The organism is Syntrophobacterales bacterium (assembly GCA_031274925.1).
Lineage (GTDB): Bacteria > Desulfobacterota > Syntrophorhabdia > Syntrophorhabdales > Syntrophorhabdaceae > PNOM01.
This window is the reverse complement of record JAISPL010000057.1, coordinates 12,680-33,471: the sequence shown is the minus strand read 5'-3', so window position 1 is coordinate 33,471 and position 20,792 is coordinate 12,680. Positions and strand designations below refer to the sequence as shown.

General features: G+C 49.2%; 25 protein-coding genes, 2 tRNA genes and 1 pseudogene. 13 read left to right on the top strand and 15 right to left on the bottom strand.

Annotated features, from left to right (window positions below; all coding sequences use genetic code 11):
- Positions 1-282 precede the first annotated feature (282 nt).
- From LBQ00_09445 to LBQ00_09435, 3 genes and pseudogenes are all read left to right on the top strand, one after another.
- Complete coding sequence (locus tag LBQ00_09445) at positions 283-906, top strand: site-2 protease family protein (GenBank protein ID MDR2019063.1); 624 nt, start codon at positions 283-285, stop codon at positions 904-906.
- A 41-nt stretch (positions 907-947) separates the two neighbouring features.
- Complete coding sequence (locus tag LBQ00_09440; GenBank protein MDR2019062.1) at positions 948-1,409, top strand: hypothetical protein; 462 nt, start codon at positions 948-950, stop codon at positions 1,407-1,409.
- A gap of 153 nt (positions 1,410-1,562) precedes the next feature.
- A pseudogene (locus LBQ00_09435) lies at positions 1,563-1,688 on the top strand (IS630 family transposase).
- A 141-nt stretch (positions 1,689-1,829) separates the two neighbouring features.
- Here LBQ00_09435 and LBQ00_09430 read toward each other — a convergent pair.
- A complete protein-coding gene (locus LBQ00_09430; protein MDR2019061.1) occupies positions 1,830-2,369 on the bottom strand; it encodes a Spy/CpxP family protein refolding chaperone in 540 nt (179 codons plus the stop codon).
- Positions 2,370-2,780: 411 nt separating this feature from the next.
- Here LBQ00_09430 and LBQ00_09425 point away from each other — a divergent pair, with 411 nt between their 5' ends.
- From LBQ00_09425 to LBQ00_09410, 4 genes are read left to right on the top strand one after another with little or no spacing between them, the layout of a single operon-like run.
- Positions 2,781-3,395 (top strand): sigma-70 family RNA polymerase sigma factor, encoded by a 615-nt coding sequence (locus LBQ00_09425; protein MDR2019060.1) that lies wholly within the window; start codon positions 2,781-2,783, stop codon positions 3,393-3,395.
- Positions 3,392-3,721, top strand: coding sequence for a hypothetical protein (locus tag LBQ00_09420; GenBank protein ID MDR2019059.1), 330 nt, complete (start codon positions 3,392-3,394; stop codon positions 3,719-3,721). Before LBQ00_09425 ends, LBQ00_09420 begins: the two co-directional genes overlap by 4 nt.
- 10 nt (positions 3,722-3,731) lie before the next feature.
- The gene (locus LBQ00_09415) at positions 3,732-4,115 is read left to right on the top strand and encodes a hypothetical protein (protein MDR2019058.1); all 384 of its coding nucleotides are present in this window, start codon (positions 3,732-3,734) and stop codon (positions 4,113-4,115) included.
- The gene (locus LBQ00_09410; protein ID MDR2019057.1) at positions 4,105-4,359 is read left to right on the top strand and encodes a hypothetical protein; all 255 of its coding nucleotides are present in this window, start codon (positions 4,105-4,107) and stop codon (positions 4,357-4,359) included. Before LBQ00_09415 ends, LBQ00_09410 begins: the two co-directional genes overlap by 11 nt.
- A gap of 100 nt (positions 4,360-4,459) precedes the next feature.
- Here LBQ00_09410 and LBQ00_09405 read toward each other — a convergent pair whose 3' ends face one another.
- Positions 4,460-4,666, bottom strand: a complete 207-nt coding sequence (locus LBQ00_09405; protein MDR2019056.1) for a hypothetical protein — start codon at positions 4,664-4,666, stop codon at positions 4,460-4,462.
- Entirely contained in the window at positions 4,659-5,957 is a 1,299-nt protein-coding gene (locus LBQ00_09400) for a phenylacetate--CoA ligase (GenBank protein ID MDR2019055.1), read from the bottom strand. The genes LBQ00_09405 and LBQ00_09400 overlap by 8 nt, the downstream gene beginning before the upstream one ends.
- 539 nt (positions 5,958-6,496) lie before the next feature.
- On the opposite strand from LBQ00_09400, the gene LBQ00_09395 reads away from it, so the two are divergent.
- On the top strand, positions 6,497-7,144 hold the full coding sequence (locus tag LBQ00_09395) for a hypothetical protein (protein ID MDR2019054.1): 648 nt from the start codon (positions 6,497-6,499) through the stop codon (positions 7,142-7,144).
- Positions 7,145-7,324: 180 nt separating this feature from the next.
- Here the strand turns inward: LBQ00_09395 and LBQ00_09390 are convergent, their stop codons facing one another.
- Positions 7,325-7,747 carry an ATP-binding protein gene (locus tag LBQ00_09390; protein ID MDR2019053.1) on the bottom strand — a complete coding sequence of 141 codons (423 nt, stop codon included), beginning with the start codon at positions 7,745-7,747 and terminating at the stop codon, positions 7,325-7,327.
- Positions 7,748-7,909: 162 nt separating this feature from the next.
- On the bottom strand, positions 7,910-8,482 hold the full coding sequence (locus LBQ00_09385) for a VOC family protein (protein MDR2019052.1): 573 nt from the start codon (positions 8,480-8,482) through the stop codon (positions 7,910-7,912).
- 589 nt (positions 8,483-9,071) lie between these two features.
- Here LBQ00_09385 and LBQ00_09380 point away from each other — a divergent pair.
- The 3 genes from LBQ00_09380 (at position 9,072) to LBQ00_09370 (ending at position 11,514) form a co-directional block, all read left to right on the top strand.
- Positions 9,072-9,770, top strand: coding sequence for a dienelactone hydrolase family protein (locus tag LBQ00_09380; protein ID MDR2019051.1), 699 nt, complete (start codon positions 9,072-9,074; stop codon positions 9,768-9,770).
- A gap of 421 nt (positions 9,771-10,191) precedes the next feature.
- Entirely contained in the window at positions 10,192-10,377 is a 186-nt protein-coding gene (locus LBQ00_09375; GenBank protein MDR2019050.1) for a hypothetical protein, read from the top strand.
- Between the two features lie 144 nt (positions 10,378-10,521).
- The gene (locus LBQ00_09370) at positions 10,522-11,514 is read left to right on the top strand and encodes a DUF2939 domain-containing protein (GenBank protein MDR2019049.1); all 993 of its coding nucleotides are present in this window, start codon (positions 10,522-10,524) and stop codon (positions 11,512-11,514) included.
- 25 nt (positions 11,515-11,539) lie between these two features.
- Here the strand turns inward: LBQ00_09370 and LBQ00_09365 are convergent.
- The 9 genes from LBQ00_09365 to LBQ00_09325 all read right to left on the bottom strand — a co-directional run bounded on the left by LBQ00_09365 (position 11,540) and on the right by LBQ00_09325 (position 17,468).
- Positions 11,540-11,614 (bottom strand) — tRNA-Glu (locus LBQ00_09365).
- A 4-nt stretch (positions 11,615-11,618) separates the two neighbouring features.
- Positions 11,619-11,692: transfer RNA gene (locus LBQ00_09360), tRNA-Lys, on the bottom strand.
- Between the two features lie 451 nt (positions 11,693-12,143).
- Complete coding sequence (gene mnmE, locus LBQ00_09355; GenBank protein MDR2019048.1) at positions 12,144-13,511, bottom strand: tRNA uridine-5-carboxymethylaminomethyl(34) synthesis GTPase MnmE; 1,368 nt, start codon at positions 13,509-13,511, stop codon at positions 12,144-12,146.
- Positions 13,498-14,145 carry a Jag N-terminal domain-containing protein gene (locus LBQ00_09350; GenBank protein MDR2019047.1) on the bottom strand — a complete coding sequence of 216 codons (648 nt, stop codon included), beginning with the start codon at positions 14,143-14,145 and terminating at the stop codon, positions 13,498-13,500. The genes mnmE and LBQ00_09350 overlap by 14 nt, the downstream gene beginning before the upstream one ends.
- A 9-nt stretch (positions 14,146-14,154) precedes the next feature.
- Entirely contained in the window at positions 14,155-15,750 is a 1,596-nt protein-coding gene (gene yidC / locus LBQ00_09345; GenBank protein ID MDR2019046.1) for a membrane protein insertase YidC, read from the bottom strand.
- A gap of 12 nt (positions 15,751-15,762) precedes the next feature.
- Entirely contained in the window at positions 15,763-15,975 is a 213-nt protein-coding gene (gene yidD, locus LBQ00_09340) for a membrane protein insertion efficiency factor YidD (GenBank protein MDR2019045.1), read from the bottom strand.
- On the bottom strand, positions 15,972-16,310 hold the full coding sequence (gene rnpA / locus LBQ00_09335) for a ribonuclease P protein component (GenBank protein ID MDR2019044.1): 339 nt from the start codon (positions 16,308-16,310) through the stop codon (positions 15,972-15,974). The genes yidD and rnpA overlap by 4 nt, the downstream gene beginning before the upstream one ends.
- A gap of 78 nt (positions 16,311-16,388) precedes the next feature.
- Positions 16,389-16,523 (bottom strand): 50S ribosomal protein L34, encoded by a 135-nt coding sequence (rpmH, locus tag LBQ00_09330; GenBank protein ID MDR2019043.1) that lies wholly within the window; start codon positions 16,521-16,523, stop codon positions 16,389-16,391.
- Positions 16,524-16,862: 339 nt separating this feature from the next.
- A complete protein-coding gene (locus LBQ00_09325) occupies positions 16,863-17,468 on the bottom strand; it encodes a class I SAM-dependent methyltransferase (GenBank protein ID MDR2019042.1) in 606 nt (201 codons plus the stop codon).
- Between the two features lie 60 nt (positions 17,469-17,528).
- Here LBQ00_09325 and bamD point away from each other — a divergent pair, with 60 nt between their 5' ends.
- Entirely contained in the window at positions 17,529-19,187 is a 1,659-nt protein-coding gene (gene bamD, locus LBQ00_09320) for an outer membrane protein assembly factor BamD (GenBank protein MDR2019041.1), read from the top strand.
- Between the two features lie 75 nt (positions 19,188-19,262).
- On the opposite strand, the gene trxA is transcribed toward bamD, so the two are convergent.
- A complete protein-coding gene (trxA, locus tag LBQ00_09315; GenBank protein MDR2019040.1) occupies positions 19,263-19,589 on the bottom strand; it encodes a thioredoxin in 327 nt (108 codons plus the stop codon).
- A 348-nt stretch (positions 19,590-19,937) separates the two neighbouring features.
- Between trxA and LBQ00_09310 the strand changes: the two genes are divergently transcribed.
- Positions 19,938-20,618 carry an MBL fold metallo-hydrolase gene (locus tag LBQ00_09310; GenBank protein MDR2019039.1) on the top strand — a complete coding sequence of 227 codons (681 nt, stop codon included), beginning with the start codon at positions 19,938-19,940 and terminating at the stop codon, positions 20,616-20,618.
- The last annotated feature ends 174 nt before the right edge of the window (positions 20,619-20,792 follow it).

Below are 20,792 nucleotides of genomic sequence, written 5' to 3'. Positions count from 1 at the left end.
GCGCTACCTGCGCGCCTACATAAGGAAATGTTTCAATCCACGCTCCCATGCCTCGACCCTCGCACGCACGTTGCCTGCGTGAGGGTCGTCATTCTATACCATCCGTTGTTCCCGCTATTCTGTCATAGAACGCTGAAGACCATGGATGACCTTATTGATCAACTGTTGGGGGAATCCAGGGCTTTTCCATAGCGACTTGTGAACTGCAAAGGATAGAGGTAAGGCGGTCAAGTTTACATTGAAAATCCCGTAAACCTGTGTGATACTTATGATATAGAACATATGGGACTTTTAAACCTCTTATTCAAGGACCCCTTTACATTTATTCTTGTGGCCATTCCGCTCCTCTATTCCATCATCCTCCACGAACTGGCCCATGGGTGGGTGGCGAACAAAATGGGCGATCCCACTGCGAGGTGGCTCGGAAGGTTGGCTCTCAATCCCCTGAAACACCTTGATCCCATAGGAACGGCCATGCTTTTCATCTTCGGGTTCGGCTGGGCCAAACCGGTCCCTGTAAACTTCAACAACCTTCAACCTTTTCGCAAGGGGTTGATTTTTGTGGCTTCGGCGGGGATCGTGACCAACATCATTCTTGCCTTCATTTCCATTTTTCTCCTGCGTTTCTTAAGCGTCTACGGCACGAGCGCCATCCATGATCTGTTTTATTACATGGCCCGGATCAACGTGATGCTTGCCGCATTCAACCTTATTCCAATACCGCCTCTCGACGGGTCGAAAATTCTCATGGGGTTCGCGTCGAGAAAGTTCCAATATTCTCTGGCGCGGATCGAGCCTTACGGGTTTTTCATCATCCTTGCAGCCCTCTGGTTAGGTATTTTGAATCCGCTTATCAATTTCATTCAGAGCGCCATAGTGCTGATCATCAACCTTCTTCTGCCCTGAGACGGTTTGCGAAAGGCTTCTCCATGCTGAAACAGGCACTCATGTCAAGAAAATATCTTATCAACATACTGCTTGCCTTGGCCGCGATAGGGACCATGGCCTTCTATGCCGTTTGTGAAACGTCCTGCTCCTACCTGAAAGGCGATATCCTCGGACTCGACCTCAAGTACGTTGGCATTATATATATGGCAGCGTTCATCGTCCTGAGTATTTTGAAAAAAGACCCGCTTCTCAGTATCCTCGTTTCTGCAGGCGCCGGCGTAGAAGTATTCCTTGTGGCCTTTCAGGTGAGAAGCAAAGTGTATTGTCCCTTCTGTCTGGCCTTCGGCGTCATACTATTCCTGCTTTTTCTTTTAAACATGGACATAAGGAGGAAATGGATCGTGATCCTGTGCGTGGTTCTCGGGTTCCTTTCCTTCGTCTTTTTTTTCAGAGGATCCGCCACCCCCAACTACAAGTTTACGTGTAATTACGGGGCCTCGCTCAAGGTTGCAACCCGATAAGCCGGTAAGCTTTTCTTTCGGAATAGTCTTCGCTTTTTGATCCTTGGCTACAGATGGGGGGCCAGAGACCGGTTTCTTGCAGAGCCTCAAGCGAGGCGGAATCGCGCGCATACATCTGATTATAGCTAACGTACTTGAAAGAGATCCAATCATCCTTATTCGCCGGAACTAAACTTGATTGAACGTTTCCGGGGCTGGCTCAAATCTTGGCTGCGTGGCGTCTTGCATCTATTCGATTCATTTGACGATGCCATTGCAGACTGTTTTAAAGTACGGTGACTACACCGCCTACGGTACAAAAATCTGACACGGGGATTTTCAGGTTCCAGACTCCATTCGTCCGAGCAAAGAGGAGGGCTGCCCGTATATAAAGAGGCAGCCCTGAAATTTCTTTCCGTCTTCAGTTTCTTGGGATAAACCTCAGTGGTTTCCGTCCCATACCGGACATGCCGGACCCCCATGAGATCCATGTCCCATGTCGGGTCTCATGTGCTGACCCATATGCCGGCCCTTCATGTGACCGTGCCCCTGCCCCCATGGCGTCTGGTCAAGGTTACTGATCTGCTCGGCAGTGAGGATTTTCCTCCACTCAATCTTCATCTGCGCCCGCTTCTCGAACAGCTTCTGGAACAGCGTTCCGATCTCCCGCTGTTTTGCGACTATGGCCGCCTCGCTGGCATTCGGATCAGTAAAGAGTTTTCTCATTTCAAGCCTTTTCATCTCAAGGTCATACCTCAGGTCGCGGGTATCGGCACGGAACCGATTTCGCAGGTCCTTCGCCTTTTCCTTTTGTTCTCCGGAGAGATTAAGGCCTGAAGACTTATGAGGTACATCCATCTTCTTATGGAATCGTACGCCGTCGGCCGCTTTCACGTCGCCCGGATCAGCCGCGACGGCCTTACTCGTGGCGATGCAAAAGACCAGTGAAAATGCTATGACAATTGCAAACAGGTTTTTCATATTACCCTCCATGAATTATATTTGCAGACTATCGTCCGCATCATCTGTCTCCTCTATCTGCTGTTGTCCGGGCGCCCTGCGTGACCCCAAGCAGATGTCAGAGATACATATTGCAGCGTATATTAAAGAGGCGACGGAACAATTACCGTCTCGGGTCTCATACGGCCCCCTCTTGCTGCCTTTTCAATATTCACACCAAGCGTTTTGTTTCTTTCCGGCTGCGAAGTCATTGCCTCATATCCGCCTTTACAGAATTAGTCGCCAGGCGCCGCCGAAAGGTTACACTGCCCGAACTTTGTAACCTTTCAGGAGAAGAAAGCGACTCTTATTTGTCAGAGTGACTGATCACCATGACTTGCGGTACGGGTCGAACATATGCGTTATTATATTGATTGAGGCATAATGGAGAGAATGTCTGCAGTGACAGATGATGCTGATAGTCCGAGAGATGCAGAAATTGTCCGTCAGATTGTTGCCGGAAATGTCAATGCTTTCGAACATCTTGTGGACAGGTATCAGAATCTCGTGCTGGCCATCGTGAAGAAACACGTGCCCTTTGAACATGTGGAAGATACAGTACAAGACGTGTTCCTTAGAACGTACCGATCGTTATCTACCTTCAAGAACGACAATGGCTTCAAGCCATGGGTTTCCGTGATTGCAGTAAGGACTTGCCATGACTTCTGGCGCGATCATTACAAAACACGGGAAATCTCTATGAGTTCTCTCACGGAACAACACCAGGCATGGATTGAGGCGACACTGTCGGATCAGTCAAGCCGGTCGTTCCATGAAACGAAGGTTCAAAATGAAGCGAGAGAGGTCCTGGACTGGGCTCTCAACAAACTCTCCGCGGCGGAAAGAATGGTTTTGGAACTCATTTACTTTGAGGGCAATTCGGTAAAGGAGGCGGCTCATCTTCTGGGTCTGAGTATCGCCAACGTGAAGGTACGGTTATTCCGGTCCCGCAAGAAGCTTCACGAAATGCTCACTGAGGCGGCAAAAAGCAGGAGGAACGATGTATGAAAACTTCCGGTCAGGAAAAGGAAAAGCTTAGACAGGCGCTGGGGCAGGCCTATCGGGACAAAGAGAATATCGAGGTCGGCCAAAGATGGAGGACCGGGCTTATGGCCCAAGTCCGTGAGATTGGCCCCATTCGGCCTGAACCAGGTTTCCTGCCCTCATTCGAAAGTGTGGTGTGGCGGCTCACCCCTCTCACATCCCCGCTGGTACTTATACTGATATTGGTCGCCTGTTTCATCGGACTCAACCTCGGTTCAAACTATGACGCCCTTTATATGCTCGTGAACGGCGAGGAAGAAATGACTTTATCTGCAATTTTTTCAACTTAAGGGGGAATGTATGAATGTTTGGAAACTGGTATCGGGAGTGGCTCTCCTGCTCCTCGCAGGTATTCTCTTTGGCTCGGTGGGTACATGGCTCCTTGTCAAACCGGCCCATCATATGCACGGACCAAAGGATTTCAGAAACAGAACGATGGAGGCCACGGAACGGCTCTCAAAGAGTCTGGATCTTAACGCCGAACAGAAAATTGCCGTCGGGAGAATCCTTGAACAGATGTCGCAAAAGTTACATGAACATTTCCTCAAGGGCAAACCTGAAGTAGACCGGATTATCGACGGGAGTTTTTCTGAAATAAAAAATGAGCTTAATGACGCCCAGAAAAAGAAGCTTGACACAGTGAGAGAGCAGTTCAGAAAGCACCGGCGGGGTCATGCGAGATAAGCCCCCCCGTCGTCCCCCTCGTTTATCGCATATGGACCACTTTTCGACAGGCCAAAGTGGGGCTACCGCCGCTACATCAGCAGGCGTGATCACCGCTCACAGTCACGGCCTTACCGCGAAGAGACCGGACCATGTCCGTTTTGAGGGGCGCACTGTCCTCTCCCCCCAAGCCTATGAGCGTGAAGTGCGCGCCCAGACAGAGCGGGTCCGGTGCGGGAGCTTGCGGGACAGTGAGCGGTTATAGTCGCCGCACTTGAAAAACAGTCTGCAAGAGCACATCAAATGAATCGAACAGATGCAACAGGATACTACGCAACCGAGATTTGAGTCGGCTCCGGAAACGTTCAATCAGGTTTAGCTCCGGCGAATAAGGATGATTGGACCTCTTTTAAGTGCGTGAGCTTGTATGATGCACCCCCCACCGCAGTCCCCATGTTCCTTATCTCAGCAGGGCCTAATATCCTTACCCCATAGTGGCCGGCCGTCAAACATTCCTTCGCGTGCGGGTCGCACTTGAGACGGCGGTAAGTCACCCCCGCTTTTTTAGTCATCTCTCCTGTCGAATACCCTTTTGGTCTTTCTTTCAGATCTCGGCAATTCGTAGTAATCGCATATCTCCACGTCACAGCTCACCAGAATCTGCTTCTTCACCTCTTTCTTTATGCGTTTACTTATGAGGTCATTCTCCTCAGGGTGAACCCCCTGCTCCCTCTCCACTTTAACCACCATGTAATCTTTGCCGTCGGACTTCCTGTCGAGAAACACCTGGTACTCACTTCCAATGTTCTCAATGTTCGAGAGGATCTGTTCGATATGGCTCGGGTAGATGTTTACCGCCCTGAAGATGAACATATCGTCAGACCTGCCCAAAATCCTGTCATGCATGGGCATGATGCTTCCGCAGGGACACTTCTCAGTGATAATCCGGGTAAGATCCCTGGTCCTGTAGCGGACAAGCGGGGCGGCTTCCTTGCGAAGCGTGGTTACGACCATTTCGCCGACTTCACCCGGCTTCACGGGTTTCAACGTGTCAGGATCGAGAATCTCAACAATATAATAGTCCGCCCAATAATGGATACCTTTGTGATAGATACAGTCAAGACCGGTCCCGGGGCCGTAAAGTTCGGTAAGACCGGGAATATCGTAGAGATCTTCCACGGCCACGCCGGAAAGTTCAGAAATCTTTGCCCGCATGGCGTCACTCGAACGTTCAGCGCCGAATATCATCTTCTTTAGCGCTATTTTTCCGCGCAGGCCCAGTTTGTCTATTTCTTCCGCCATGAGAAGGCCCATCGATGCGGTGCAACACATAACTGTCGTCTGGAGGTCCTCTAAAAACTGGCAGTGTATGTCGAGATTCCCGGGCCCCACGGGTATGGCCATGGCCCCGAACTTTTCACATCCGTTCTGGAAGCCTGCTCCGGCGGTCCAAACGCCGTATCCCACGGCAATCTGGATTCTGTCTTCCCTGGTACATCCTGCGTATTGATAGCACCTGGCAAACATGGCGGCCCAGTCTTCTATATCCTTGTTGGTATAACAGAGTACTTTTCTCTTGCCGGTGGTGCCGCTTGAGGCATGTATGCGCACAATCTTCTCGAACGGAACGCTTTGCAAGGGAAAAGGATAGCCCTCCTGAAGGTCTTTACTTGTGGTGAACGGTAGTTTTTCTATATCCTGCAGCGTCTTTATGTCAGCCGGCTTAATTCCCGCCTCATCAAACCTTTTCCTGTAAAATTCCGAGCCGCAGTATACGTGATCCAGAGTCCATTTTAGTCCTTCAAGCTGAAAGGTAAACATCTCCTCTTCTGTTTTCATCGTCGGCGCAAAACGTCCTTCCATATGTTACCTCCTGTTGAATTCAAGATATTCCCAAACGTTAAGACCGGCTTGCGCTCTTCGCCGTCTCTGCCATGCCCGTCTCAACGTTTCATGATCAAAACTACTCTTTTGCCTCGCACGCCTCGCTTAACTCGTGAAAATCTCGGGAACCGACGGGAATTCCGTTTATGCCTATTTTCCAACAGCGATAATGTTGTAAGATCCACCGTCAGATAGCGCATCCAATCTTGATTAATTCAAAAGAGCAGGACCAGAACATCCTTTCAAGTGCGAATAGACACCCCTCTCGACTTGAACCTCACGCCTTTGCATCTCCTACCTCAGGTAACGTAAAAGCGTTTACAATGGAAACCGTCCGCATTTTCTGTGCCAGAAGCCATAAATAAGGAATCCCCTTTCTTTTTGATATCCTTACTTTATACCATAACTCATTTTCTTGCCGTATCCCAACAAATAAGGCAGCGCTCATTTTTTCCCGCTTTGGAACACAAATCTGGTATAATAATTCCTCACTACAAATGCCGACACAGGAGAGATCATTGACGACAGACGAGTTAGCAGAACTCTTGCTTGCATACCTTTATGACAAGGCGGAAGCCGAAGCACATAACTTTTTTTTCTTTCCTCTCGTTGATTTCGCGACAGCCGCAGGGATAACCGATCACGTTGAGCTCAGGAAGATTGCCGAGGGCCTTGAAGAGCTGGGCCTCGTCATGCTTTCTCAGGACATGCTGGGACAGATAAGCGCCCTTATCAACCTGGAAGGTAATTCCTATGTCGAGGACGGCGGGAAAACCGGCATTATAGGCAAGTACCGGGAAAACCCCGAGGTCTTCGTAAAAGAGAATGATGTCCCGGCCTGGCTCAATGCGCCTAATATTGAGCTCGCGGAATTCACCCCTCCGGCCATGGAAGCTCCGGCCGGAGAATACGGACTCGGGGCCACTGAAAAATCCTCCATGGATCCCAGAATCAGGGATCTTATTCTGCAGATTATCAAAATAATTCTTGACGACACTTCCATTGACGACGTGACCCGTGCCGATATGCTCCGCGACGCCGAGACCCTCAATATTCAACTGGCAAAAACCTCAAGGAACAAAACGATCATCGACGCACTTCTCGTCGCGCTTTCGAGTATGCCGTCTGCCGTCTATTCGGTAGCGCAATTGACAACCTATATATAAGCAGCAAAAATGAAGCGCTTTCTTTGCACAAACGCTTCATTTTACCATAGTTGGACGGGACAGTATTGTCTGCCCGGCATCCCACGATTTGACCTGTATGTAGTTTTTGCTTTTACTGCTGGCTATCTGATTACCTTATGTCGGGCTGACGGCTATTCACTGAAGCCGCTCAAAGCGGCGTCAGGCCACTTCTTCGACGGTGAAAGTTAAAACGTTCCTGTCCTCAATGCGTTCATAGGTAATATTATTAATAAGTTTACCCATTAAGACGGTTGAGAATCTCCCCGCAACTCCTCCTGTGATTCCGCCCTGCTCGGCGACAGCTCCCGTTACATTAAGGACATTTGAAGGCGGAGCGAAATCCGTGATGGTAATTATCAGCCTGCCCGTGGTGTCTTCACTGCAGGTAAGGTCAATCTCGCCATAGACGTTCCCGTATGCCTCTTCCAATATGTTTGAGATAGCCTCTTCTATCGCCCTCAGGACCTCGGAGATTCTCTCTTTTTGAAGGCCGGAGTTTCTAGCATGATGAGTCACGAATTCGAGCATAACAGGAAGGGAGTAAATATCTCCCGACAGTCTTATCCCGCCAAGGGTTTTCATAACGCCTCCTCAAAGAATCCACGTATACGAACCTGCCATCCATAACAATAACGGTCCGCAGTATGTCAGATTTTAGAGAAGAGGCGGTAAAAAATCAAGACCTGAGAGAGGCAAGAAGAGAGATGGGGCGCATGAAAAGCGAAATAGAGTCCGTGTCCGTCTCTATCCTGCCTCCGTAAGATCTTCTGCAAGGGCCTTTAGCTCATCTCTTGACATATTGAACCTCACCGTGCCACCACCAGGATGGGTGAATGTGAGGGTTGCGCCGTTTGAGGTTTTCTCGACGGTCCATCGGGCGCCTCCAGGGACCTTCAGTTCATCAGCGATGAAATCGTCAGGGGTGAATTCGGCGATCTGTATGAGAACCCCAAAGGCATCTCTCGGATGGATGAAAAGCTCCTTCCAACCGTCACCCTCGCACTCGTAATACCCGAAATAGGGTATGCCGTGCTCATCCAGGGCACGGCGGGCTTCCCTGATGTCCAAAGTTTGGAGACACAGGTGATGGATTCCCTGCCTCTCAGCCAGGAACTTGTCGAGAAAACTGCCTTCTTCCGTGGGAGTAATAATTTCGATTCTGCTCAAGTCACCCAAGGAAAACGTCTCAGCCAGGTACTTCTGGTCCTGGTCCACCGATGAAGTTCCGGGAGATGCCCCAAGGATCGTGCGAAAAAAATCGGCTACTTCTCTGTAATCCCTTGCCGCGATTGCAACGTGGTCTATCCGTGAGATCATGGCGCGCTCCTTAAGGCCCCTTTTGCGGGTACGCTATGGAGAGACCGTGAGACGGCTATACCTGGTCTCTCCATATAATAATACTCAATCGGACCCCTATTATGCAATGATGAAGAGGGTTATATCACCGTGGAGCACAACTTACGTTCTTCCGTAAGAATGTGAGACATAACCATGAAAAAGATAGATGCATCACAAAGACAATCAATAGGGTTTTAATGGCGAGACCCTATCGTGACAGGGAACATTCATTGGATGACTGCGGGAGGAGGCAGCATCCACCAGGAGATGCCGAAAGGACGGAAAGATGGATTCATGTGGGGCTTATGAGGTCGCCTCTTCCGCCTCCGAGAAGTCCATTGGAGTGCCCCGTCATAGTATGGGCTTATCGTCAAGAACACCATAAGGGGAGTTGAAAATTGCGTTCAAGGAATACCTGGACGTAACGTTCATCAAATACGGATAACGGTGGCTGCGCCAAAATTGTTGAGTTTGTGAGTGGATGCCATTATGCTATAGTCTATACATAAAAACGCATCCAGCCAGTCATCTGCAGAGAAACATGTATAAAAGGAGGAAGCACAATCCCATGGGTCATGAGATAACCAGCGATAAGATTGCCATACCGGTCGGAGACAAAGGAAGTACTTCCGGTATCCTTACAAGACCAGCGGCGGCGACTGAAAGCAGGGCGGTCATCGTGGCCCACGGCGCAGGGAATGACATGACTACCGCCCTTCTCGTCGCTTTTGCGGAAGGCATTGCAAAGGCGGGATACCCGGTCCTGAGGTTCAATTTTCTCTACAGCGAGCACGGCCGGAAAACGCCCGACCGTCCCGAGGCCCTGATGGATGCGTGGCTCGCCGCATGCAGGTCGTTTAAAGAGATCATGGGGTCAAAGGCGACCTCCATCACGGCGGCAGGGAAATCCCTGGGAGGCCGGATGGCCGCAATTATGGCCGCGGATGGCATACTGCCCGCCGACAGCCTCATCTTCCTCGGTTACCCGCTTCACCCCATGGATAACAAGGAAAAACTCCGCGACGCCCATCTCTACCGGGTAAAAATCCCCATGCTCTTCTTTGAAGGAACCAGAGACCCGCTGTGCGATCTCGGCAAGCTTGATCCTGTATTGAAAAGTCTTCAGACCTCATGGGATCTATTCACGATTGAAGGCGGAGACCATTCTTTCCACGTGCCCAAGTCGCTCGGACTGACTGAAGAGGAGGTGTTCGGCCGGATAGTGAAAAAGACTATTGACTGGCTGAAGCGGCACGCTGGCCGGTAAAAGAAATTTTTAGGCGTCTCTATTCTGCGACCCGTTCCGGGTTTGTTCCTTTATTATTTGCTCTGACCGCTTTTTCCAGTTCCTCAAGGTAATTTCACTCGTTCGGATGTTACGGGACAGGTAGAGATAATTTGAATAGAAATAGCGGCACGTCCTCACTGTGGCCAGGCGGCGTAGATGCCTCAGGTTACGATGATGAGGAAGATGTTGAATATCCAAATACGGAAGTATTCGTCTCCGTCCAGGAATACGAATGGATAGCGGACAGGCCCGCCTGGAGTGGCCACGGAGGCCATATTTCCGCCATAATATGGTGGTGGTGCATCGTTCGTATTGATCACATTTACCCCTATATCATGCTATCAAGTGATGTAAATTTTATCAATCACCTGGAGGTCCAGCTTGATAGGAGAAATACCGTATGCTGCCGCGGACGTCTCCTGGTATTTCGCCGGGAACTATTATTGTTTTGCTAAAGGGGATTGGATCAAAGACTGCGATATGCAGGCCGCAACCCAAAGAGACCGAAACACTTAACTGTGGTAAAGTGACGACCGGACCGGAAGAGGCAGGCCACGAGAAAGAGAATGACGAAAAAGTTCGTTGAGATATTGCCAAGTCTCTTCCTGTCTCTTTTTTGAGGTTGATTTCATATGTAGCGGTGTTACAATCAAGTACGGTGAAAAACTCTAGATCACCAAAAGAACCGGCTGTTCAAATAGTGCGTTATGTGTAATAAGAGGGGGCACGTATGGGTAATGCCTTGAAGGTGTGGCTTATCGGGATAATTGTGATTATTATGGGCGCAGGTTTTTACTTTACACCGCATCTGGCAATTCACAATATGAAAAGAGCCATCGAAGTCAAAGATTTTGATACCTTTTCGGGTTACATTGATTACCCGGCGCTTCGGGAAAATCTTAAAGCCAGCATCAACACTCTCCTGATTGACAAAGCGACAAAGACTGGAGACCGTAATCCATTAGGATTCCTGGGGACCGCTTTCGCCTCCGTCATGGTCGGGCCCATGGTCGACATCTTTATAACTCCTGAAAATTTGGCTGTACTTATGAAAGGAGAAAAACCAGATCTCGGCAACCACAGAAGAGGATCCCTGAAAAGACCAGAGAAGAGTCGTAAGGACATGGGTCCGGATATTTCAATGTCGTATAAAAGTTTTAACCGCTTCACCATGAGGATCAGGGAAAAGGAAACGGACGATGATGGCGTGGAGTTTATTTTCAGGCGGGATGGCATAGTATCATGGAAACTCAGCCGCATCATGTTTTTGATCCCCCCTGACAGCCCCCAAAACGAACATGTTGCTGAATCTGTACAGGAGTCAGACCAGAACCACAAAATTGGTCCTGGACAAGATAAAAAGGTCTCTATAGATGCTTCACAACCCTATTTATTTGACCTCCTGGAAAAACCTTCGTATCAGAAATCATGGAACGAACTGTTCAAAAGAGAAAAAAATATTGACGGATGGCTCGTTCTGTATGCAAAGACAGAGAACGGCCTTGCGATGCCAAGAAGGCTCATCAAGTCAGGCGGCATCACGTATGAAGCAAGCAGCGTCTGCAAAAAACATGACTGCAGAGATAATATCTTTTTTGTCCTCTTTGCGCCGAACGGATCCAAGGCGTGGGGGCTATTGCTCAAAAATACTACCTATGAGCGTTTCTTTGGAAACCCAAATAAGAACCAGAAACAGTTCCTTCGATCTTTGGCCAGGGAATAGAAAATATTGTACAAATAAAAAGAAGCGTCCCCAGGGGGATTCGAACCCCCGTTGTCGGCGTGAAAGGCCGATGTCCTAGGCCGGGCTAGACGATAGGGACGTTTTGGGCCGTGCAAGACTTGAACTTGCGACTCTCTGCTTAAAAGGCAGATACTCTACCAACCTGAGTTAACGGCCCGGAGGGTATTAGGATATGAAAAAATAGACCTTTTGTCAAGTTTAATAACCGTTTCAATAGCCGTTTTTGACTGAAGTTTCTTCAATTTTTGGATGACATATGGCGGCCGCATAAAGATGCCGCGATTGAAATAAGAATCATAACAGGAAGTTCTTTTCTCTCTCTCCCATAACTCCTTGCAGATAAAGGGCGAAAATATTTCTCATAATGAACCCCACCTGTAATATATTCATATTAAAGGGTATTGATTGCGTCAGACCTTGGGCCGGAAAGGAGACTACCGATTCGCATCTCATGTTGGAAGTTGCTGTATTAATTACGTTTTTCATATTACATCCGAGTCGATCCAATAGAACTTACCTCAATTATGTCTGATAGTTAACAGCAGCGTTCGACAAGTTTTCCACAGTTTTTCAACAAAATTTGTTGAAAACTTGAGGAGTACCATCGTCTATTTTCCTATACAGAACCGGCTGAATATGTCATGGAGAATATCGTCGGTCCATGCTTCTCCTGTGATCTCTCCCAGGCACTGGCCGGCATCACGGAGATCAAAGGCGATGAATTCGGCAGGTTCCTGCCGCTTAAGACCGGAGACGGCGTTACGCGCCGCGGTGAGGGCTCGGGAAAGGGCGTCCTTATGCCGGAGATTCGTGACAAGAATCGCATTGGCGCGCCGCTCTTTACTCATGAGCGCTTCGTAGATGGCGGTCTTCAGGGCTTCAATACCCTCTTCCCTCAGGGCCGATACCTCGATCCCGGAGATGGGAGATTCCGGCGGGATATCAATTTCAAGCAAACGGGGCAGGTCGGTCTTATTAATTACGACGATCTTCCTTCTCTTTCCTATCTCCTCACAGACCTCACGGTCTTCATCAGAATACGGGCGGGAGCCGTCCACAACCCAGAGGATAAGGTCGGCTTCAGGGATCTTCCGTTTCACCCGCGCTAGTCCTTCCCGCTCCACAATATCCCGGGGCAGCCCAAAACCCGCTGTATCCACGATCCTTACCTTGATACCCATGATATGGATCGTATCCTCTATCATATCCCTGGTAGTCCCTGGCAAGGGTGTCACAATGGCCCTTTCCCTGGCCAGAAGCGCGTTAAGAAGGCTCGATTTCCCCACGTTCGTCCGCCCCACGATGAGAACCTCAAGTCCGTGTTTCACCGCGTTGCCTTCGTAGTATGAGTCGGCAAGCGCCGCTATTTCTTTTTCCGCACACTCTACACCGGCGAGAACCTCCTTTTCGTCCACATCAATCTCTTCTTCGGGAAAATCTATGAGCGCCTCCACTTCCACAAGGGCGCGCCTGAGTTGGTTCCTGATGCCATTAATCTTTTTCGACAACACGCCTTCCAGGGATTTTATCGCGTGACCCAGCTCTTCGTCGGTTTCACTCTCGATAATGTCAAGGACTGCCTCGGCTTGTGCGAGATCAATTCTTCCGTTCAAGAATGCCCGCTTCGTGAATTCTCCCGGCTCTGCAAGTCTCGCGCCGCATCGGATCATAACGGAGAGAATCCTTCTCTGAACGGCAAGCCCTCCATGTGAGTAGACCTCCCCTATATCTTCTCTCGTATACGTGAGAGGGGCATTCATGAAGACGGCAAATACCTCATCAATCTGTTCCGAATGTTCGGGGTCAACGATGTGACCGAGATACATGCGGCGGGACGTGATGTCGCCGCCGCCTTTCGCTTTTCTGAAGATGGCCTTGAGGACCTTGTGGGCATCCGGCCCGCTCAACCTTACAATGCCAATTCCCCCCTCTCCGGAAGGGGTCGAAACAGCACAAATCGTCTCAATGTTTTCCATTGGAAGCGCCAACAGGCGAGATTACCACCTTCTTTGTGTGCCCTTCTCCTTCGCTCTTCGTCGTGATGCTCTTATTATGTTTCAATATGGAGTGAACGATTCTCCTCTCATAAGGGTTCAAGGGGTCCGTCTTGAGCCGCTTACCCGTTCGCTTGGCCTTGTCCGCCGTTTTTTTTGCCATTGTGGTAAGCGCTTTCTTTCTTTTCTCGCGGTAGCCGTTGATATCCACAAGGACCTTGAGGCCTTGTTTGTATCTCTTTGCGATTGCGAGCCTCAGGACATGCTGCAGCGCTTCCAAGGTGTCCCCGTCTTTACCTATCAGCACATCACCATCGTTGGCCTGGATAAGAAATATGACCCGGTTTTCGTACTGGGACACCTTCGTGTAGAAGGTAAGGCCCACAAGGGCGCCTAATTCTTTGAGGAAGGTCTGGCCGTACTCTTCTGGTGTCACCTCTTTGGCCCTCAGACGTGCGGTAATGCGCACCTTCTTGCTTCCCAGCAGGCCAAGAATACCTTTCGTGTCAACCTCTCTTACGTCTACATCGAGATCTTTCTCTTCTGCGTTAAGCTCCAGGGAGGCTTTTCTGATAGCTTCTTCGTATGTTTTTCCCTCGACTTCCACAAAATCCATGATACCTCCTCATGAGACTTTCTTGTTGATGTAGTATTGCTGGGCGATGGATATGACGTTGTTTACGAGCCAGTACAAAACAAGCCCCGACGGGAAACCCCAGAAAATGAAAGTGAAGACTATGGGCATGGCGAGCATCAATTTTTGTTGCATGGGATCACCGCCGGAGGGGGTCATTTTTTGCTGGATCACCTGGGTGGCACCCATTACAATAGGCAGAAGCCTGACGGGCAGTTCGTAGCCCGCAACATGGATAGTATAGAGGTCCTCCGGAGAGGAAAGGTCGTTGATCCATAGCATGAAAGGCGCGTGTCTGAGTTCAATCGCAGCTGAGAGAGCCTTGTAGAGGGCAAAGAAAACAGGGATCTGAATGATCATTGGAAGGCATCCACCCATGGGGTTTATTCCCTTCGTCTTGTAGATCTCCATCATTTCCTGGTTAAGTTTCTGCTTGTCGTCTTTATACTTTTCCCTGAGCTTGGCGATCATGGGCTGTATCTTCTGCATCTCTTTCATCGACTTGTAGCTCTTCACGCTTAAAGGATAAAAAATGAACTTGATCAGGATGGTAAGAAGTATAATATCAATGCCGTAGTTGTGGGTGATTTTGTTGCAATAATTCATCCCCAGAATCATGGGCTTTGCGATAATGTCGAACCAACCGAAATCGACAATCTTTTCCGCCCCCACGTTGAGAGTTTTGAGGATGTCCGTCTTCTTGGGACCGAAATACATTTTACCTGAAGTCGTTCCGCCCGCCAGGGCAAGCCTGATCACGGGGATATCATTATCACCCTTCATTATGGTAGCGGCAGGCAACGAATCGGTGTTGGGAATCCAGATGAAGGTGAAGAAACCGTCGTCCAGGCCCGCATACTTGTATGCTTTGCCGAGGATCACATTATTGTCGAGCTTGTCCACCTGCTCAAACTTATTGCCTGCATAATAGAAAGGGCCTTTGAACGTGTAGGAAGACTCACGCTTGGCTGTAATGGCAGCAAAATCCATATCGGTCCTCGCCGCATCCACCCCTGCCACTTCAACTTTCATATCAATCGTGTAGATTCCCGGATGAAAGGTGTAAGTCTTTCTGACGGACCGCCCGTCAGTCAAAGTACCGGAAAAGACGATGGTTTCCGGTTTGTCTTGTGTTCTTACCGCATCCTTGTCCGGCTTGAAGATGGTCTCGTCCGTGGCTAAACCGCTCGCAACTGTTGCAAAAGTCCTGGGCAAATAAATGTAAGGCTTTACATCCTCAATTATTTCCTTATCATCGGGTCTCTTCACGGTCTGTCTATACTTCTTGAGTTTCACGCTGCTTATCCCGCCGCCAAGGTCGGTAAAGGTGACTTGCAGAAGGTCGGTCTCCGCAGTAATTGTTCTTGTCGGTTTCTGTACCGACAGTCCTTTAACAGAGGGTTGGGGTATGCCGCCGGAAGTGGACGGAACCGTTGCTTTTGCCTCTTCGCTTTTGCCTGGTGCCTGCTCAACCTGTCCAGAAGACTGAGCAGGTTGCTTCTGGGGTTCCTTCGGACTGAAATACATCTGAAAGAAAAATAGCAATATTATGGTCAGGCCGAGCAATATTATGTTTCTCTTTTCCATCCAATACCTCCGTTATTTGACCGGATCATATCCACCCGGGTAAAAAGGATTGCACTTCAGAATCCGCTTAAGGCCCAGCAGGACGCCCTTTAAAGCGCCTCTCTTTTCTATAGCCTCTTTCATATAGCAAGAACAGGTCGGATAAAACCTGCACTCGGTGGGGACGTAGGGCGAGATAAGTAAAGTGTAGACATTAAGCAGGTACAAGAAAAGTTTTTTCACTATCTAATTTTTACATTCAATAATAGTTGGCGAAGCTCTTCGCTCGTATTTTTCCATTCTATTTTGTATGGTATCTTCTTCACTTTTATAAGCGTGTCGCGGTGGCCTGGAAAAAGCTCCTTATGGAGCCTGAAGAACTCTTTTATATGTCGTTTCATTTTGTTCCTGACGACCGCTCCCCCTGTTTTCTTACGTATACCGATAGCGATCCTTCTTGTCAAAGGCCGATTCTTGTTGCACAGGATAAGAAAATGGGTTGTTTCACCACGTTTCACCCATCTTATACCTCGAAAGTCCCCCTTTTTCAATAACTCGTTTTTCGTGAGAGTGTAAGCCATGCTCGGGTGGTCGTGGTGATGGATTACAGACGGTGGATACGCCCGTAACAGGAAAGCGGCAAGTCCACCAATGGCTCATCAGGCAGAGAGTTGTTTTCTCCCTTTTGCCCGCCTTCTCCTGATAATGTCCCGTCCCGAAGCAGTTCTCATTCTTACGAGAAAACCGTGAGTTCTTTTTCTGCTTTTTGTGTGAGGCTGGTATGTTCTCTTCATGGTATCTTCACTCCAGTATATTTTAGAAGTTACTACTTAAACATAGAATATCCCGTAATGTCAATAAATACCCGTACTTCTTGAAAGCGGACCAAAAGGTTGCCGTCATGTTCTGGGCGGATTCATCAAAGACCCTGCCTTGAAGTCAACCTTCGGGAGAACATGGCCGGAGTATTGCTGTCTCACTGTCCCGGAAAGCTGCCATGTCATAGTAGTGGAAGGAACCTGCATGAAACGTCAGGCCGCACGCAAGCAGGCGGGATATCAGTGAAATAAAGCTTCATTTCCTCCTTGTCCTGTCCCTCTCTCTTCCCCGTATATGCTTCCCTGCTGGACCTACTAACAACCATCTTTCCTGTACACAAACATTCGGTATCTCCTGCCGCTTCCAGGGAGCGTATACGGGACAACACTTTCCAGGGCAAACCCTCCGGCCCTCACAGCCTCCTCGGCCATGCCCTTCACTATAAATACCCTTCCCGCCTCATTAAGATGCCTTTCGCTCATTTCCAGTATGGCAGGAATCGCCCCGAAAGCCTTTACCACTACGCTGTCCACCATAAGCGGTTCCACCTCTTCGATTCTCCCGTGTATCGGGAAGAACCCCTCCAACTGCAGACTTCTCTTTATATGCCGCTGAAACTGAATCTTCCTGAGACTTCGATCCACCGGATACACTTCCATTCCAGGAGAGAGTATCTTGAGCGGGATGGCTATGATCCCCGACCCCGACCCAAGGTCAAGGGTCCTAAGGCTATCACATGTATGGCCCCACAGAAAAAAGGCGTCATACAAAAGATCCCGGACCACATTCCTTATGTCCTTGTAGCCCACCAAGTTGACCCGGTCGTTCCATTTCGAAAGCTCGGTTACGTAAAAAGTAATGTCTCCGACGGCTTTTTCGTCATAAGGAATGTGGAAAAAAGCCAATCCTTCCGCTATCATTTCCTCGGATCTCACCCATAAAGCGTAGCATAAAATGTTTCATTCTGTTATAATTACGTGATGAAAAGACTATTGGTTATTGCTGCCCTGTGTTTTCTTCTGACCGCCTGTGCCAGCGCCCCGACAAAGAAACAAGGTCCCGGCGAGCTATATGTGGAAGGCGTCAACCTCATGAAGGCAAAACAGTACGACAAGGCAGTCCAAAAATTCAACGGGGTAATAGAAGATTATCCCTTTGATCCCCTTGCCCTCGTAGCAGCGGTCAAACTCGGTGACGCACACTTCGAGAAAAAAGACCATGTCATAGCTGCGAGCGTGTACGACAGTTTTGTGGGCGCCCATCCGGAGGATGAGAATGCCCCGTATGTCCTGTTCAGATTGGGGGAATGTTATGAAAAGCTCTCACTGTCTGTAGACCGGGATCAGGCAAACACGTTGAAAGCCATGGAAAAATATACCTTCCTCAAGAATCGCTATCCCAGAACCAATTACGCGGGCCAGGTGGACGAGAAATTGAAACATCTTGAACAGAAGCTGGCCGACAGAGAGCTGTACGTGGGTGAGTTCTATTACAGAACGAGCCAGTATAATGCAGCCATCGTGCGCCTCGAATATTTCCTCAAAAAATATCCCAATGCATCCGGGACGGACAAGGCATACTTTTATATCAGCAGTTCTTACAAGGAACTGGCAAATCCGGAAAAAGCCGACTATTACATGGAGAAGCTGAAGGCCCAGTTTCCGAGGAGCGTATATGCCCGGGCTACAATCAGAGAGAAAAAGACCTTGAAACTTGCCAACGCTCAACCAGCCGGTTCGCAGGGGATAAAGAGAAAGCGGTTGAATCCCGTGGCTGAGCCTGAGTCGGCAAAGACAGACGAACCTGCGCAGACAGCCAAACCGGAGGAGATCGACAGACCCACCCAACCGGGAGAGCCAACGGCTCAACAACCCGATTCACAGACTGCATCCGGATCATCTAGGACCGACGAGCCTGTCATCGCCTCTCAGCCCCCAACACCTGCAATAGCAGAGCCTGGGGCCTTTGACGCCGAGCTTATACGGCATGACCCTTCTGGATCCGATCATGTCGAGCCACCTCAACCGGGGCCGCAAATGGCAAAACTCGACCGTACACGACCGGCCGAAGAGGTCCAAGATAAAAAACCTGGGGATACCATATTGCTGACCCCAAAGATGTACCAGGAGGAGATACCTAAACCTGTGACAGACAAGAAAAAGGTCAGCCCGGAAGAAACGAAAGAGGCTGAAAAACCAAAATCTGATGAAAAAGACAAGAAGAAGGATCTTGACTTCTTCGACAAGAGCAAGCCTGTCGATATAGTATCGGACAGCATGGAAGGCTTCGATAAAGAGAAATATGTGGTATTTAGGGGAAATGTGATTGCAAAACAGGAAGATCTTTATATTTTTGCCGATATTATTGAGGCCCACCTGAACGATACGTCAAACGAGATCGAAAGGGCGTATGCCAGGCAAAATGTGAAAATCGTGAAGAAGGAGCGTACCGCCACGTCAAGTGAAGCAATCTTCGACAATAAGAAAGGGGAGATCATACTCAAGGGGAACGTAGTGGTCTACCAAGGCCATGACAGGCTCTCCGGAGAGGTAGTCACCTACTATGTTAACGAGGACAGGGCTGTCATTGAAGCGGAAGTAGGCAAAAGGGCTCACGTCATTCTGACTCCCAACAAGTAAAAACTCATTAAACAAGAAACAATGTGCGGCTAAAGGCCGCGGGTCCAGGACTCAGCCTTTAGCCTATTTATTTTTTCAGACCACAGCCTTTTTCAGAAGATTATCTACCGCGTTTTTCGGCTGTGCGCCAATGATTCTGTCCACAACCTCTCCCTTGTTAAAGAGAATGAGGGTCGGTATCCCTCTGACGCCATACTTGGAAGGCGTAACTGGATTCTCGTCCACATTGAGTTTCAGTACTTTTATTTTTCCTTCATACTCGCCAGCTATCGCGTCGATGACAGGACCCATAACCTGACAAGGCCCGCACCATGTTGCCCAGAAATCTACCACAACGGGTATTTCGGATTCGATTACTTCTTTTGCAAATTCCCCGTCATTTACCGGGTTCGCTTTACTCATAAAAAGCCTCCTTGTATTTTCTCTCTATACGCAGAATATGTAATTATAAACGGGCATTGCCTCTTCCTTAAATAGATATGTCCTGTTTTGCAGTTTGTCAAATCTATTGTTCGCCATTACACAGGCCATTGAGGGAGAAAATTGCGTCAATATTTAAAAGCATACACCAGGTGGCGCTGAATGGCAACGAAGGGTGAGATGTGCAGGGGTCTGCCGCCGCCCTTTCCCGTCCGTCCTGGCGCTCCCGCAACATTTTGGATCCGGCCTTACACTGGTCGTTTGCAATAACTTTTCCCGTTGGCTATGACAAAGAAAAATGCTATTATCCTCAAAAATGGAGGGGAAAGTATGAAAGCAAGGGAAGTCTGCAAAGGCGTATACCTCGTGGGAAGTTCTGATATTTCCGATTCGAGAGACTGTTCCGTCTACCTCGTGGACATGGGAGACCTGGTTCTCGTTGATGCGGGGGCAGGGCCCGGCTTCAACAGCATCGTGTCTAATATCAAAGGGCTCGGCCTTGATCCGGCAAATATATCCACCCTTATCCTTACCCACTGTCACATTGATCACGTGGGAGGCGCCTACCTGTTCAAAGAAAAGTACGGCCCAAAAATCATTATGCACCAACTGGATGCGCAGGCGGTCGAAAAAGGCGACAATCGGATGACCGCCGCATTCTATTACAATATAGATTTTAAGCCTTTGCCCATTGATATCACATTCAGCGGAGAGGAGAGGCGGATCTCCGTGGGCGACCACGATGTGGTCTGTCTCCACACGCCGGGCCACACCCCTGGTTCTATGTCGGTCTATTTCGACCTGGAAAAGAAAAGGGTTCTTTTCGGCCAGGATATCCACGGCCCTTTTCTCAAAGATTTCGGCTCTGACATGAAGGCCTGGACGAAATCAATGAAGACACTCCTCGCCCTCAAGGCGGACGTGCTCTGCGAAGGCCATTTCGGTGTTTATCAGCCGAACAGGAAAGTGACGGAGTACATAGAGCGCTATCTCGAAGAATACGGAGAATAGCAGGAAACCATGATAAAGAAGGACATGCCGCTTCTTTGGGGGCAAGATACCGGCGATCCACTGCGCTAAAATCCATGTGGACCTTTCCTCCTGTATAATTTTAAGCGTTTCCGTGGAGTCTGGCGTGAGCATATGGCCAGGCGAGCGGTCCCGCCCCTTTCTTCATATTCACAT

Excerpts from the sequence above, each read along its gene's own strand:
- rpmH (MDR2019043.1), bottom strand. The coding sequence starts at position 16,523 with ATGAAGAGAACATACCAGCCTCACACAAAAAGCAGAAAAAGAACTCAC.
- LBQ00_09430 (MDR2019061.1), bottom strand. The coding sequence starts at position 2,369 with ATGAAAAACCTGTTTGCAATTGTCATAGCATTTTCACTGGTCTTTTGC.
- bamD (MDR2019041.1), top strand. The coding sequence starts at position 17,529 with ATGAAAAGACTATTGGTTATTGCTGCCCTGTGTTTTCTTCTGACCGCC.
- LBQ00_09385 (MDR2019052.1), bottom strand. The coding sequence starts at position 8,482 with ATGATCTCACGGATAGACCACGTTGCAATCGCGGCAAGGGATTACAGA.
- LBQ00_09310 (MDR2019039.1), top strand. The coding sequence starts at position 19,938 with ATGAAAGCAAGGGAAGTCTGCAAAGGCGTATACCTCGTGGGAAGTTCT.
- LBQ00_09415 (MDR2019058.1), top strand. The coding sequence starts at position 3,732 with ATGAATGTTTGGAAACTGGTATCGGGAGTGGCTCTCCTGCTCCTCGCA.
- LBQ00_09370 (MDR2019049.1), top strand. The coding sequence starts at position 10,522 with ATGGGTAATGCCTTGAAGGTGTGGCTTATCGGGATAATTGTGATTATT.
- LBQ00_09440 (MDR2019062.1), top strand. The coding sequence starts at position 948 with ATGTCAAGAAAATATCTTATCAACATACTGCTTGCCTTGGCCGCGATA.
- LBQ00_09420 (MDR2019059.1), top strand. The coding sequence starts at position 3,392 with ATGAAAACTTCCGGTCAGGAAAAGGAAAAGCTTAGACAGGCGCTGGGG.
- LBQ00_09425 (MDR2019060.1), top strand. The coding sequence starts at position 2,781 with ATGTCTGCAGTGACAGATGATGCTGATAGTCCGAGAGATGCAGAAATT.
- LBQ00_09405 (MDR2019056.1), bottom strand. The coding sequence starts at position 4,666 with ATGACTAAAAAAGCGGGGGTGACTTACCGCCGTCTCAAGTGCGACCCG.
- LBQ00_09325 (MDR2019042.1), bottom strand. The coding sequence starts at position 17,468 with ATGATAGCGGAAGGATTGGCTTTTTTCCACATTCCTTATGACGAAAAA.
- yidC (MDR2019046.1), bottom strand. The coding sequence starts at position 15,750 with ATGGAAAAGAGAAACATAATATTGCTCGGCCTGACCATAATATTGCTA.
- LBQ00_09445 (MDR2019063.1), top strand. The coding sequence starts at position 283 with ATGGGACTTTTAAACCTCTTATTCAAGGACCCCTTTACATTTATTCTT.
- LBQ00_09350 (MDR2019047.1), bottom strand. The coding sequence starts at position 14,145 with ATGGATTTTGTGGAAGTCGAGGGAAAAACATACGAAGAAGCTATCAGA.
- LBQ00_09375 (MDR2019050.1), top strand. The coding sequence starts at position 10,192 with ATGCTGCCGCGGACGTCTCCTGGTATTTCGCCGGGAACTATTATTGTT.
- trxA (MDR2019040.1), bottom strand. The coding sequence starts at position 19,589 with ATGAGTAAAGCGAACCCGGTAAATGACGGGGAATTTGCAAAAGAAGTA.
- rnpA (MDR2019044.1), bottom strand. The coding sequence starts at position 16,310 with ATGGCTTACACTCTCACGAAAAACGAGTTATTGAAAAAGGGGGACTTT.
- mnmE (MDR2019048.1), bottom strand. The coding sequence starts at position 13,511 with ATGGAAAACATTGAGACGATTTGTGCTGTTTCGACCCCTTCCGGAGAG.
- LBQ00_09380 (MDR2019051.1), top strand. The coding sequence starts at position 9,072 with ATGGGTCATGAGATAACCAGCGATAAGATTGCCATACCGGTCGGAGAC.
- LBQ00_09410 (MDR2019057.1), top strand. The coding sequence starts at position 4,105 with ATGCGAGATAAGCCCCCCCGTCGTCCCCCTCGTTTATCGCATATGGAC.
- LBQ00_09400 (MDR2019055.1), bottom strand. The coding sequence starts at position 5,957 with ATGGAAGGACGTTTTGCGCCGACGATGAAAACAGAAGAGGAGATGTTT.
- LBQ00_09390 (MDR2019053.1), bottom strand. The coding sequence starts at position 7,747 with ATGAAAACCCTTGGCGGGATAAGACTGTCGGGAGATATTTACTCCCTT.